Annotated in this window: 14 protein-coding genes; 12 read left to right on the top strand and 2 right to left on the bottom strand. The window is 67.5% G+C overall.

Annotation, left to right across the window (positions count from 1 at the left end):
* The 12 genes from ACT535_RS23400 (at position 1) to ACT535_RS23345 (ending at position 10,084) form a co-directional block, all read left to right on the top strand.
* A complete protein-coding gene (locus ACT535_RS23400; RefSeq protein WP_168457145.1) occupies positions 1 to 234 on the top strand; it encodes a hypothetical protein in 234 nt (77 codons plus the stop codon).
* Between the two features lie 132 nt (positions 235 to 366).
* Entirely contained in the window at positions 367 to 789 is a 423-nt protein-coding gene (locus tag ACT535_RS23395; RefSeq protein WP_168457146.1) for a F0F1 ATP synthase subunit epsilon, read from the top strand.
* Between the two features lie 217 nt (positions 790 to 1,006).
* Positions 1,007 to 1,531 carry a nucleoside deaminase gene (locus ACT535_RS23390; RefSeq protein WP_476366220.1) on the top strand — a complete coding sequence of 175 codons (525 nt, stop codon included), beginning with the start codon at positions 1,007 to 1,009 and terminating at the stop codon, positions 1,529 to 1,531.
* 82 nt (positions 1,532 to 1,613) lie between these two features.
* Positions 1,614 to 2,390: a Crp/Fnr family transcriptional regulator gene (locus ACT535_RS23385; protein WP_168457147.1), complete on the top strand. Its 777-nt coding sequence runs from the start codon at positions 1,614 to 1,616 to the stop codon at positions 2,388 to 2,390.
* Positions 2,391 to 2,559: 169 nt separating this feature from the next.
* Positions 2,560 to 3,993, top strand: coding sequence for an ABC transporter substrate-binding protein (locus ACT535_RS23380; RefSeq protein WP_168457148.1), 1,434 nt, complete (start codon positions 2,560 to 2,562; stop codon positions 3,991 to 3,993).
* A 143-nt stretch (positions 3,994 to 4,136) separates the two neighbouring features.
* Entirely contained in the window at positions 4,137 to 4,961 is an 825-nt protein-coding gene (locus ACT535_RS23375; protein ID WP_476331391.1) for an ABC transporter permease, read from the top strand.
* 7 nt (positions 4,962 to 4,968) lie between these two features.
* Entirely contained in the window at positions 4,969 to 5,844 is an 876-nt protein-coding gene (locus ACT535_RS23370; protein WP_476366219.1) for an ABC transporter ATP-binding protein, read from the top strand.
* A 260-nt stretch (positions 5,845 to 6,104) separates the two neighbouring features.
* Positions 6,105 to 6,440, top strand: a complete 336-nt coding sequence (fdxA, locus tag ACT535_RS23365; RefSeq protein WP_476366218.1) for a ferredoxin FdxA — start codon at positions 6,105 to 6,107, stop codon at positions 6,438 to 6,440.
* A gap of 10 nt (positions 6,441 to 6,450) precedes the next feature.
* Positions 6,451 to 7,224, top strand: coding sequence for a ferredoxin--NADP reductase (locus tag ACT535_RS23360; RefSeq protein ID WP_476366217.1), 774 nt, complete (start codon positions 6,451 to 6,453; stop codon positions 7,222 to 7,224).
* An 85-nt stretch (positions 7,225 to 7,309) separates the two neighbouring features.
* Positions 7,310 to 7,867 carry an SH3 domain-containing protein gene (locus ACT535_RS23355; RefSeq protein ID WP_476366216.1) on the top strand — a complete coding sequence of 186 codons (558 nt, stop codon included), beginning with the start codon at positions 7,310 to 7,312 and terminating at the stop codon, positions 7,865 to 7,867.
* An 86-nt stretch (positions 7,868 to 7,953) separates the two neighbouring features.
* On the top strand, positions 7,954 to 9,027 hold the full coding sequence (locus ACT535_RS23350) for a YeiH family protein (protein ID WP_476366215.1): 1,074 nt from the start codon (positions 7,954 to 7,956) through the stop codon (positions 9,025 to 9,027).
* Positions 9,028 to 9,139: 112 nt separating this feature from the next.
* On the top strand, positions 9,140 to 10,084 hold the full coding sequence (locus ACT535_RS23345) for a LysR substrate-binding domain-containing protein (RefSeq protein WP_476366214.1): 945 nt from the start codon (positions 9,140 to 9,142) through the stop codon (positions 10,082 to 10,084).
* Here ACT535_RS23345 and ACT535_RS23340 read toward each other — a convergent pair.
* The gene (locus tag ACT535_RS23340; RefSeq protein WP_476366213.1) at positions 10,053 to 11,936 is read right to left on the bottom strand and encodes an ABC-F family ATP-binding cassette domain-containing protein; all 1,884 of its coding nucleotides are present in this window, start codon (positions 11,934 to 11,936) and stop codon (positions 10,053 to 10,055) included. The genes ACT535_RS23345 and ACT535_RS23340 overlap by 32 nt on opposite strands.
* Before the next feature lie 54 nt (positions 11,937 to 11,990).
* Positions 11,991 to 13,280 (bottom strand): ubiquinone biosynthesis hydroxylase, encoded by a 1,290-nt coding sequence (locus ACT535_RS23335; RefSeq protein WP_476366212.1) that lies wholly within the window; start codon positions 13,278 to 13,280, stop codon positions 11,991 to 11,993.
* Positions 13,281 to 13,366: the final 86 nt, after the last annotated feature.

Here is a 13,366-nt window from a genome sequence, read left to right as displayed (position 1 = left end):
ATGAACATCAAGATCGTCTGCCTCGTGCTCGGGCTGCTGGCCGGTGGCATCACCGGCTGGCTCACCCGGCCCCAGGTGGCGGAGCTGCGCCTCCCGGGCATCGACATCCGTGTTCAGGGAGAGGGGCCGCGCGGCGGCCTCACCTCCGAGCAGACCCGCCACATCCTGCTTGCGGCCGTGGTGGGCGCGATCATCGGCCTGGGCGTCGGTTTCGTCGCCGACCGCCGCCGCTGATCGGACCTTAGATTTCACGGAGCCATCCGGCTCCCACCCATGGCGGATACGTTCCGCCGGCCCGATCCTCGCGAGGGCGGCCGGCACGGCTCCCGCGGGATCCCCGGCGGGGACGACCCGGAGATTGAACAGATGGCGACCTTACCTTTTGAGCTGGTCTCCCCCGAGCGCCTCGTCTTTTCCGGCGCCGTGACCGAGGTGATCGTGCCGGGCGCGGAAGGCGAGTTCGGCGTGCTGGCCGGCCATGCGCCCTTCATCGGCATGCTCAAGCCCGGCATCCTCACCATCAAGGCCGACGGCGGCGCGCGCCGCTATTTCGTCCGCGGCGGCTTCGCCGAGGTGAATCCGGCCGGCCTCACGATCCTCGCCGAAGAGGCGAAGCCGGTGGAAGAGCTTGACCTCGCCGTTCTCGCGCAGCAGATCCAGGACGCCCGCGAGGACGTGAACGACGCCAGCGGCGACGACGCCAAGCAGAGGGCCTCCCGTCAGCTGGCCGACCTGCAGCAGGTCTACGAGGCGCTGGAGCGTGACCGGACCGGCGCTACGACGCACTGAGCGTGGGTCAACACGCGCTGTATCGAAATCGGCCCGGGTCCCAAGCCCGGGCCTTTTCTTTGTCGGCCCCCGCCAGTGTTGCTCCAGTGCGCGCCGCATGGTCAGCTTCCCGGCAACAGGGGGGACCGCCATGGCCGCAAAAGATTCGGCACTACCCGCACAGCCGGCGCGCGCCGCACCAGCCCCGAGCCGCCGTGGCGTCCTGGCAGGTCTCGCGATGACGGCGGCTGGCGGTGTGCTGTCGCTCTTCCCGCGCGAGACCCGTGCCGATGCTGTGCTGGGCCCCCAGCGGCCGGAGGACGAGCGGCTGATGCGCGAGGCGATCGCCATCGCCGCAGAATCCGATTTTCCCTTCGGCGCGGTGATCGTGCGGGGCCGGGATATCCTCTCGCGAGGACCGAATCTCGGTCGGCAACTGAACGATCCCACGGCCCACGCGGAGATGGTGGCGATCCGCCGCTTCCTCGCCGCCCGGCCGGCGGAAGAGCTGAAGGGCGCGACCCTCTATGCCTCGGCGGAGCCCTGCCCCATGTGCATGGGCGCGATCCTCTGGTGCGGGCTCAACCGCGTGGTCTTCGGCGCTTCGCTTGAGCAGGTGGCAGCGAAGTACGGCCGGCAGCCGCAGATCGGCATGCCGGCCCTCGATGTGGCGCGAACGATGGCGGACGCTGCGCCCTTCCTGAAGGTGGAGATCACCGGCGGCGTGCTCGCGCCCGAGGCGCTGGCGCTGTTCGACAAATAATCTATTAAAAAAATCGACTAACTTATATAATGGCTGGTATGCTTCTTGCCGCTTGGAAGCCGTCCAAACGGGAGAGCCTCGCATGCAGTCTGCCCCCCTGCACGCCCAAACAGTGCCCGCCGCATCGCCCCTCCTGGCCGGGTCCAATCCCGCGCAGGCGCTGCTGCTCACCGAGAATGCTGCGCTCACGAACGGGCCTCCGCTGCTGTTCCAGCGCCTGACGGCAAAGGAGCGGGAGGAGGTGCTGCGCGAGGGCCAGAAGCGGGTGGTCTATCGGGGCAAGATGCTGTTCTCCCAAGGCACGCCACACGATGGCATCTTCCTGATCGAGAGCGGCCGAATCCGGGTCTTTTACATCGCGCCCTCCGGCCGGGAGATCACGCTCGCCTATTGGAGTGCTGGCAATTTCGTCGGCGGGCCGGAGCTGTTCGGCCAGGGCCAGCACGTCTGGTCGGGGGTCGCGGCAACCAACAGCGTCGTTGTCCACCTGACCGGAAAGACCCTGCGGCGGCTCATCGCCCAGGTGCCGGCCTTTGCCATCGGCCTCATCGAGGGGCTCACCTTCAAGGGCAAGTGCTATTCGGCCCTTGCCCAGATGCTGGGCACCCGCTCGGTCACCGAACGCCTCGCCCACCTCCTGATCCATCTCGCCGACACCTATGGCGTGAAGGAGGAGGGCGCCATCGCCATCGGCTCCGCCTTCACGCACGCGGACCTGGCCCACATGGTGGGGGCCACCCGCCAGTGGGTCACGATCAGCCTCAAGCGCTTGCAGGAACAGGGCGTTCTGAAGGCGGAGAAAGCCAAGATCGTGGTCTACGACCTCGAAGCGCTGCACGTGATGCGGGGCGACCGGTGAGGTGGATCGCGGTTTCGCGCTCCAGAAATGCGCGCGTTGATGAAAAAGAAGGCGGGTCCGCAAAGGAGGCAACTAATCGACACCTCGGCCGCATCTTCCTTTGAACGGATCGAACCTGACGCCTGAAGATCACCGTCGAGAGCCGTCTTAGCCCCGAGAGGTGGATCTGATGAACCCGTTTCGCCCCAGCATTCTTCGCGCCTTTGCCCTTGCCCTCGCGACCAGCTGCGCCGCCGTGCTTCCCGCCGCCGCCGAGACCATCAACATCGGCATCGGCACGCAGGACACCACGACCAATACGGTGACCACGGGCGTCGTCATCAAGGAGCTGAAGCTTCTCGACAAGTATCTGCCGAAGGACGGCAAATATGCCGGCGCCACCTACAACATCGAGTGGCAGAACTTCACCTCCGGCCCGCCCGTCACAAACGGCATGATGGCCGACAAGCTGCAGTTCGGCGGCATGGGCGATTACCCGCTGGTGGTGAACGGCTACACCTTCCAGTCCAATCCCCAGTCCAAGTCCCAGCTCATCGCGGTCGCCGCCTACAACATCTACGGCTCCGGCAACGGCGTGGTGGTGAACAAGGACTCGCCCTATTACGAATTGAGCGACCTGAAGGGGAAGGTCGTCAGCGTGCCCTTCGGCTCGGCCGCCCACGGGATGATCCTGAAAGCCATGCAGGACAAGAACTGGCCGGCGGACTATTTCCGGCTCGTCAGCCAGTCTCCGGAGGTGGGCTCCACCAACCTCCAGGAAAAGAAGATCGACGCCCACGCCGATTTCGTGCCCTTCGCAGAGCTGCTTCCCTTCCGCGGCTTCGCCCGCAAGATCTTCGACGGCGTGGAGACCAACGCCCCGACCTGGCACGGCGTCGTGGTACGCACGGACTTCGCCGAGAAATATCCCGAGGTCGTGGTCGGCTACATCAAGGCGGTCATCGAGGCCAACGACTGGGTCCGCAAGGATCCGAAGGAAGCTGCCGAGAAGATCGCCAAGTGGACGGGCATCGACAAGGAAGTGGTCTACATCTTCCTCGGCCCGGGCGGCATCATGACCATGGACCCCACCATCAAGCCCCAGCTGGTGGAGGACGCTGCGCAGGACGCCGCGGTGCTGCAGAAGCTCGGCCGCATGAAGGAATTCGACGTCAAGGCCTGGGTTAACGACAGCTATGTCCGCCAAGCCTACAAAGAACTCGGCCTTGATTACGAGGCGCAGCTGAAGAGCCTCGCGAACTACGAGGTCGCCGGCGACGACAGCTTCTGCAAGGTCAAGATCTCCGAGCCGCGCAAGGCCGGCGAGATCTGGGTGGAAGGGGAGGGTATCAAGCCCTATTCCAGCGCCGCCTGCACCCTCGGCGCGCTGGCCGAGCTGAATGCGGCCGGCAAGAAGATCAACATGACCTATCTGTTCGACACCGCCCGCGGCATCAAGCTGTTCGCCACCGACGCCTTCTATGCCGTCTCCACCAAGGACGGAAAGACGCAGATCGAGCCCTTCATGCTGAAGGCCGATGCCGAGGCGGCCGCGGCCAAGGGCGGCGGCAAGGTGCTGCCCTTCCCCGATGCGCTGAAAGCCGCGTCGGCGGCCCGCGGGTGAGCGCCATGAGCAGCATTGCCATGAAAGCCGCCGTGAAGTCTGGGCCCGTCGCATCGCCGCTCCATCTCGCCGACGGGTTGACGGCCCGGCCGACCGTGCCGGGACACATCGTGCTGCGGCCGGAGCGGGACGCGGTGGCGGCGATGCCGGCGCCCGACCGTTCCTTCGCGGGGCGGGCACGGCGCTGGCTGAAGCTCAACGCGGGCACCATCCGCGCTACGCTGCTCGGGGCGCTGGCCATCGGCCTGTTCATCCTCGCCTGGCATGTGGTGACGGTGAACCGCATGACCTTCTACGTGCGCTTCATCAACGTGCCCTCGCCCGAGCAGGTTCTGGAAAGCGCGCGCACGGCGTTCTCCACGGGCGCCTTCCTCAATCACATCTACATTTCCTGCCGGCGCATCTTCATCGGCTTCGCGCTCGCCGCCGTGGTGGCGGTGCCGCTGGGCCTGCTGATGGGGCGCTTCCAGCTCTTGAAGGAGTTTGTCTTCCCCGTCTCTGAAGTGCTGCGGCCCATCCCGGCCATCGCCTGGGTGCCCATGTCGATCATGCTCTGGCCGACCAACGAGGAAAGCATCGTCTTCATCACCTTCCTCGGCTCGTTCTTCCCCATCCTCATCAATACGCTGCACGGCATGGCGAATGTGGACGAGGTGCTGGTGCGTGCCGCCCGCTGCCTCGGCGCCACAGAGCGGGCGACGTTTCGCGAAGTCTATTTCCCCGCCGTGCTGCCGCAGGTGTTCACCGGCCTCACCGTGGGCATGGGCGTCGCCTGGGTCTCGCTGATCGCGGCGGAGATGATCTCCGGCCAGTTCGGCATCGGCTATTTCACCTGGGAGGCCTACTCGCTGGTGCAGTATCCGGACATCGCGCTGGGCATGATTACCATCGGCGTGCTCGGGCTCGGCTCCTCGTTTCTCATCCGCATCGCGGGCCGGGCTGTGACGCCCTGGTCGCGCGCCAAGTGAGGCCATCATGGCGATCCCCGCGACCGCGCCGGCCAGGACCGGCCTCATCGAGGTCTCCGACTTCAACCTCGCCTACGACACCATCGATGGCGCCGTCATCGCGGTGTGCGATGCGGACCTCGTGGTGAATCCCGGCGAGTTCGTTTCCATCATTGGGCCGTCGGGCTGCGGCAAGTCCACGTTCCTCAATGCGGTGGCGGGCTTCCTCAAGCCCACCTCCGGCACGGTCACGGTGGATGGCGAGCCGGTGAAGGGGCCCTCCGCCGATCGCGGCATGGTCTTCCAGCAATATTCGCTCTTCCCGTGGAAGACGGTGCGGGAGAACGTGGAGTTTGGCCTCAAGATGCGTGGCATGGGGAAGTCCGAGCGGGCGGTTGCCGCGCGCACGCTGCTCGGCCTCGCCGGCCTGTCCGCCTTCGAGGACCATTATCCCGACCGCCTCTCCGGCGGCATGAAGCAGCGCGTGGGCATCGTTCGCGCGCTGGCCACGGGGCCGAAGGTGCTGCTGCTGGACGAGCCGTTCGGCGCGCTAGATGCGCAGACGCGGGTCATCATGCAGCAGATCCTCACCAACCTCTGGCAGCGGTTGGGCATCTCCGTCCTGTTCGTCACCCACGACATCGACGAAGCGATCTTCCTCTCTGACCGCATCTACGTGATGACCGCCCGCCCCGGGACCATCAAGGCCGAGGTGACCGTCCCCCTGCCGCGTCCGCGCGATGCCGCGCTTCAACTGACCCCGGAATTCGTGCAGCTTCGGGCCGATCTCGGCGCGCTTATCCGCGAGGAAAGCCTGAAGGCGATGGGCGGCGAGCTGAACGAGGATGCGCTGAAAGGTCTGGCAGTGAACCTCAATGGGGCGAATCTGGCCGAGGTGGTGTGAGGCTTGGCGACCTGATGCCGTCGCCCTCCGGATTGACCGGAGGGCCTATCTTTCCATCGTTGCTGGCTTGGTAAGACAGGGACACACGTTGTCATGGGTCCTCCGGTCAATCCGGAGGACGACGGCGTTTTACATGACTATTTCCACATCCTCCCGATAGTCAGAAAATCCGCAATTAATTGACCCTGCAAGGCCTTAGTCCTCAAGAGCCCGGCACCCTCCGGTTAAAATAAAATCCGAACAACAACCGGACCTGCCCCATGGCCTACGTCGTCACCGACAAGTGTATCCGCTGCAAATTCATGGATTGCGTCGCCGTCTGCCCGGTGGACTGCTTCTATGAAGGCGAGAACATGCTCGTCATCAAGCCCGACGAGTGCATCGACTGCGGCGTCTGCGAGCCGGAATGCCCGGCGGCCGCCATCTCCGCCGACAGCGATCCGGCCGCCGCGCTGTGGATCGCGCTCAATGCCGAATATGCGGCCCTGTGGCCCAACATCGCCGAGAAGAAGGAGCCGCCGGCGGATGCCGCGCAGTGGATGAACGTGGACGGCAAGTTCGAGAGCGCCTTCTCCCCGGCGCCGGCTGAGGTCTGAGGAGGCGATCATGAGCAATCTGAACACCGAGACCGTCCTCGAGGTCCGTCACTGGACCGACCGCCTCTTCTCCTTCACCGCCACCCGCGACAGCGCCTTCCGCTTCAAGAGCGGCCAGTTCACCATGATCGGCCTCGACGTGAACGAGAAGCCGCTGCTGCGCGCCTATTCGCTCGCCTGCGCTCCGCACGAGGAGCAGCTGGAATTCTTCTCCATCAAGGTGCCGGACGGCCCCCTCACCTCGCGCCTCCAGATGCTGCAGCCGGGCGATGCCATCCTCGTCGGCCGCCGGCCCACGGGCACGCTGCTGCTGGACAATCTCAAGCCGGGCAAGCGCCTCTATCTGCTCGCCACGGGCACGGGCCTCGCGCCCTTCGTCTCCATCGCCAAGGACCCGGAGGCCTATGAAAGGTTCGAGCACATCATCCTCGTCCATGGCTGCCGCGAGGTGGCGGAACTCGCCTATGGCGAGCAGGTGGTGGCGGATCTGAAGGCGCATGATTTCCTCGGCGAATATGCGCAGACGCAGTTGTTGCATTATCCGACCGTCACGCGCGAGCCGTTCCGCAATCGCGGCCGCGTCACCGATCTCATGGAGAGCGGCCAGCTCTTTGCCGACCTCGGCCTGCCGGACCTCGACGCCGAGCACGACCGGGTCATGCTGTGCGGCTCCCCGCAGATGATCGCCGACACCAAGGCGCTTCTCGAATCGCGCGATTTCGTGGAAGGCGCGGGCAACCGGCCGGAGACGTATGTGGTCGAGAAGGCCTTCGCGGAGCGCTGAGCGTTGCAGATTGCAAAATCATGCAACGGGCCGGTAACGATCCGAAGCTAGGCTACGGCGCCAGATCCCGATGATGGAGATGCTGGTGCCGATACGTTTCGATTTTGGATCGCGCCTGCGCGCACTGGCCGGAGCGGCCGTCATGCTGGCCGGCGTCCTCGCCGCCGGAGCCGCCGTGGCGGCCCAGCCGGCGGTGGCGGTGACGAATGTGAACCTTCGGGCGGGGCCGAGCACCAGCTTCCCCGCTGTCGTCACGGTTCCGGCCGGCGCGGCGCTCCAGACCTATGGCTGTCTCGCAGACTATACCTGGTGCGATGTCGCGCTGGGCAACGTACGCGGCTGGATGGCGGCGCAATACATCAAGGTCGTGCCCTCCGCCGGTGCTTCGCCGGTGGTGATGACGGCCGCCGTTGCGGCGGGCCTCGGCATCGCCGCGGTGGCGTTCAACCAGTCCTACTGGAACACCCATTATGTGGGGCGGCCGTGGTATGGCCAGTGGAACCGCTACTACGGCCCCTACGCCCGCGGCCCGGTTGGCCACGTGGGCGCCACCAGCTGCCGCAACGGCGTCTGCCGCCACGTGGGCGCCACGCGCGGCCCGGCCGGCAATACCGTCGTGCGGCGCGGCGTGGTGGTGCGTTGATCGAATAATTCGATCAATTGTAGAAAAACAACTCGTTTGATCGATCCATGGCAGGGGGCCATCCTCGTCTCAAGAGGACCCCTGCCATGACCGACAAGCACCTGACCGATCCCGCGCTCATTCCCGCCGTGCCCCCCGTCGCCGCGCCGTCTTCGAGCGGTCCGCTGGTGACGGCCTTCGGCGGCATCCTGCCGGGTCTGGCCTATACGGTGGTGATCGCGGCGGCGGCCTATGCCATCCGGCAGGTGCCGGGGATGGGGCTCGTCAGCCCGCTCATCCTCGCCATCGTCATCGGCATGGCGCTGCACAACATCTTCGGCACGGCGGCCATCATCAAGCCGGGCGTCAAGTTCGCGCTCCGGCGCATCCTGCGTTTCGCTATCGTGCTGCTGGGCCTGCAGCTCACCTTCGAGCAGGTCCGCTCCGTGGGCGTGGTCGGCTTCTCCATCGTCGCCTTCACCCTGTTCGCCACCTTCTTCGTCACCCGCTGGCTCGGCCGCGCCATGGGCGTGGACCGGCAGCTCTCGGAGCTGATCGCCGCCGGCACCGCCATCTGCGGCGCCTCGGCGGTGATCGCCACCAACACGGTGACGCGTGGATCGGACGAGGACGTGGCCTATGCGGTGGCTTGCGTCACCATCTTCGGCTCGCTCTCCATGCTGCTGATGCCGGCGCTGATCCCGTTCACCGGCTTCGACGCCCACGCCTTCGGCCTGTGGACCGGCGCCTCCATCCACGAGGTGGCGCAGGTGGTGGCGGCGGCCTTCCAGGGCGGCCAGCAGGCCGGCGAGTTCGGCACCGTGGCAAAGCTCTCGCGGGTGATGCTGCTGGCGCCCCTCGTCATCGGCCTCGGCGCGGCGGCGGTGATGCGGGCGCGCGGCGACAAGTCGGCCGGCCATGCCAGCCCGCCCATGCCGTGGTTCGTGTTCGGCTTCATCGCCATGGTGATGGTGGCCTCCAGCGGCTATGTGCCGCCCGAGGTGAAGATGCCGGTGGCCACCACCACCACCTTCCTCCTCGCCGTGGCGCTGGGCGCCATGGGGCTGGAGACGGACATGCGCAAGCTGCGGCTGAAGGGCATCAAGCCGCTTCTGCTCGGCGCCGCCGCCTGGCTGTTCATCTCCGGGCTGAGCTTCATCCTCATCAAGACCTTCATGTGATACGAAGGCCCGTGAGCATGCCTCACGGGCCTTTTCATTGAGCCCGCGCGGCGTTTGAGCGCGGCGTACTCAAGCCCGCGCGGCGTTTGAGCGTGGGGGTCATCGGGCGCGAATGACGCTGGAGCAACTGAAGGTCTTCGTCGCCGTCGCCCGCGCGCTCCACATGACCCGCGCTGCCGAAACGCTGAACATGACCCAGTCGGCCGTCAGCGCCTCTGTCGCGGCCCTTGAGACCTCCTGCGGGGTCGCCCTTTTCCACCGCGTCGGACGCCGCATCGAGCTGACGGAAGCCGGCCGCGTCTTCGTCCCCGAAGCGGAAGCGGTCCTTGCCCGTGCCGGGGCGGCCGAGACCATCCTTGCCGATCTGTCCGGCCTCAGGCGCGGCCGGTTGTCCATCCACGCCAGCCAGACCATCGCCAATTACTGGCTCGGCCCGCTGCTCCACCGCTTCCACAAGCTCTATCCCGACATCGCGCTGGAGGTGGTGATCGGCAACACCGCCCAGGTCGCGACCGCCGTGCGGGCGGGGGAGGCCGATCTCGGCTTCGTGGAGGGCGAGGTGGAGGAGGCGCTGCTGGCGCGGGTCGCGGTGCCCGGCGACCGGCTGGTGCTGGTGGTGGCGGCCCACGATTCCCGCGCAGAGTTGAAGGCGCTGACCCCGGCCGATCTCCTCGACATGCCCTTCGTGCTGCGCGAGCCGGGCTCGGGCACGCGGCAGGTGTTCGAGGATGCCCTGCGCGTGTCGGGGGTTGATCCGTCCCGGCTGAAGGTGGTGCTGGAGCTGCCGTCCAACGAAGCGGTGGTGAGCGCAGTCGCCGCAGGGGCGGGGGCGACGGTGATTTCCGATCTCGTCACCGCCTCGGGCCTCGCCATGGGCACACTGAAGCAGTTGCCGCTCACATTGCCGGCCCGGCGCTTCTACGCTTTGCGCCACGCCGACCGCTACAATTCGCGGGCGGCACAGGCGCTGCTGGCGCTGGTGCGCGAGCCGGAGATGGCGCCCGAAACAGCGCCCGCCGCGCCGGTCAGCCGCCCGCGGCCTCGAGCTCGGCGCTGACCTCCAGCCATTCCTCCTCCGCCTGCGCCAGCTTGTCCGCCGCCTCGGCCCGCTCCTTGGCGAAGCGCGCGGCGTCCAGGGGCTTTGCGGCATGGAGGCCGGCGTCGGAGAGCTTTGCGTCCAGCCCCTCGATCTGCTTCGTCAGCTTGTCCACCGCCCCTTCCAACTCGCGGATGCGCTTCTTGAGCGGGCCGGTGGCGATGCGGCGGGGCGCGGGGGCGGAGGCGGCTTCCACCTTGGTCTCGGAGCGGTCCTTGCGCCCCTTGTCGGTCATCCGGTCGCCATCGGAACGGGAGAGCACCTCGCTCTTGTACTGGTCGAGATCGCCGTCATAGGCCTTCACCGTGCCGCCCGACACGCGCCACAGCCGCTCGGCACAGGCCTCCAGCAGATGCCGGTCGTGGGAGACGAGGATGACCGCGCCGGGGAAGTCGTTGATGGCCTCGATGAGCGCCGCGCGCGCCTCGATGTCGAGATGGTTGGTGGGCTCGTCGAGGATGAGCAGATGCGGTCCGTGGAAGGTCGCGAGGCCCAGTAGCAGCCGCGCCTTCTCTCCGCCCGAGAGGGACGACACCTTCGTGTCCGCCGCGCCGCCGGAAAAGCCCATCTCCGCCGCCCGCGCTCGCACCCGCGCCTCGGGCGCGTCGGGCATCAGGCGGCGCACATGCTGGGCGGGGCTGTCGCCGGGGATCAGTTCGTCGATCTGGTGCTGCGCGAGATAGGCGACTTCCAGCTTGTCCGCCCGCACCACCCGGCCGCTTTCCTCCTTCAGCCGGTCGGCGAGGAGCTTGGCGAAGGTGGACTTGCCGTTGCCGTTGGGGCCGAGGAGGGCGATGCGGTCGTCCTCGTCGATGCGCAGGTTGAGATTCTGGAGGATGGGCCGGCCCGGCACATAGCCCACCGCCACCTTCTCCAGCACCACGATGGGCGGCGACAGCAGCTTTTCGGGATGGCGGATGGAGATCGCCGCCGCCTCCTCGCTCACCTGCGCGGCCAAGGGCTCCATGCGGGCGAGGGCCTTGAGGCGCGACTGGGCCTGCTTCGCCTTGGTGGCCTTGGCGCGGAAGCGGGCGACGAAGGATTCCATGTGGGCGCGCTGCATCTCCTGCTTCTTGCGCGCCTTCTGGTCCAAGAGCAGCCGCTCGCGCCGCTGCCGGTCGAAGGAGGTGAAGCCGCCCTTGTAGAGCGTCAGCTTCTGCCCGGTGAGATGGAGGATATGGTCGACGCTCTCGTCCAGAAGGTCGCGGTCATGGGAGATGAGGATCACCGTGCGCGGATAGTGCGCGAGGTAGTCCTGCAGCCACAGGGTGCCTTCAAGGTCGAGATAGTTGGTGGGCTCGTCGAGCAGCAGCAGGTCCGGCTCGGTGAAGAGCAGGGCCGCCAACGCAACGCGCATGCGCCAGCCGCCGGAGAATTCCGAGCAGGGCCGCTGCTGCGCGCTTTCGTCGAAGCCGAGGCCGGCGAGGATGGTGGCCGCCCGCGCCGGCGCCGCATGGGCGCCGATGTCGAGGAGCCGCATCTCGATCTCGCCCATGCGGTTGGGGTCCTGCGTGGTCTCCCGTTCATGGAGCAGTGCCGCGCGCTCGGTGTCGGCGGCCAGTACGCGCTCGATGAGGCTGTCCGGCCCGGCCGGCGCCTCCTGCGCCACGCGACCGATGCGGGTGCGATTGGGCAGGCGGATGGCGCCGGATTCCAGCTCCAGCTCGCCCACCAGCGCCTTGAAAAGCGTGGTCTTGCCCGAGCCGTTGCGGCCGACCACGCCTACGCGCGCGTTCTCGGGGAGGGCGACGGAGGCATGGTCGATGAGCAGGCGCCCGGCGAGGCGCAGGGAAATATCGTCGAGAACGATCATGCCCGGCTTTTCGCAGGCGGGGCCGGGCAGGGCAAGATGGGGAAGCGTCCCGCCTCAGAGCGTCTCGCCGCGCAGCAGCTTCGGCACCTCGCCGGTGAGGCCGGCCGCATCCTTGATGAACAGGCCCTTGAGGCGGGGCAGGCGGTCCACCAGCCCGAGGCCCACGTCGCGGATGGCGCGCAGGGCATCGGAATGGTTGGAGAACAGGCGGTTGAGCCCATCCGTCGCGACACCCATGGCCAAGGTGTCGAACCGCCGCCAGCGCTGGTAGCGCTCCAGCGTGGTGGGGGAGGCGAAATCGAGGCCGACGCGCGCGGCGTCCGTCACCACCTCGGCGAGGGCGGCGACGTCGCGCAGGCCCATGTTGAGGCCCTGCCCGGCGATGGGATGGATGACGTGGGCGGCATCGCCCACCAGCGCGAGCCGGTCGCCGATGAAGGCGCGGGCCATGGCGAAGCCGAGGGGATAGGCGCGGGGCTTCGTCACCGGCTTCACCCAGCCGAGGCGATGGCCGAAGCGCTGCTCCAGCTCCTCCTGGAAGATGGCGGAGGGGAGGGCAAGAAGGCGCTCGGCATCGGCGGTGCGCTCGGTCCACACCACCGAGCAGCGATTGCCCGGCAAGGGCAGGATGGCGAACGGGCCGGCGGGCAGGAAATGCTCCTCGGCGCGGCCCTCGTGCGGGCGCTCGTGCTCCACCACGAAAGTGATCCCGCTCTGCCCGTAGCCCCACGAGACGGTGGAGATGCCGGCCATCTCCCGGATGCGCGAGCGCGCGCCATCGCAGGCGACCAAAAGGCCGGCGCGCAGCGGCGCACCCGAGCCGGAGGCCAGTTCGACCCCGCCGCCCTCGCTGCGGAAGGATGTCACGGCCTCTTCGCGCAGGTCGATGCCGGCGGAGCGGGCGGCCGTCACCAGCGCCTGCTGCAGATCGAGGTTCGGCACCATGAAGGCGAACGGCTCGCCCGGCTCCACGTCGCCGTCGAAGGTGAGGAAGGTGGGGCGCGCAACGTCCTTGGTGCGGCTGTCCGTCACCACCATGGTGCGCATGGGCTCGGCCTTGCCGGCAAGCTCTTGCCACACCCCCAGGCTGGTGAGCATGCGGCGTGCGCACGCGGCGATGGCGGAGCAGCGGCCGTCGTCGAGCCCGGCGCGGGAGAGGGTGGGATCGTAAAGGGCAATGTCGGCATCCGGGCCGAGGCCCTGGCGCAGGGCGAGGGCGAGGCTCAGACCCGCGAGGCCGCCGCCGACGATGGCGACATCCGCCCGTTCCGCCGGCGCAAGATGTGCGGCGGCCGGGTTTGCGGACCAGCCGGTCTCCGGAAGCGGTGCGTTCGGGGAGCCCATGACCTTCACTCCTACTGATTGTTCTCGTTGTACGCGGACCAAGGCCGATCGGCTCGCCTATAGGGGAGCCGGCTGACGTTTTGGGG

The organism is Xanthobacter sp. DMC12 (assembly GCF_056314105.1).
Note: the sequence above shows the minus strand (reverse complement) of the source record. Positions and strands in the feature narration are given on the sequence as shown.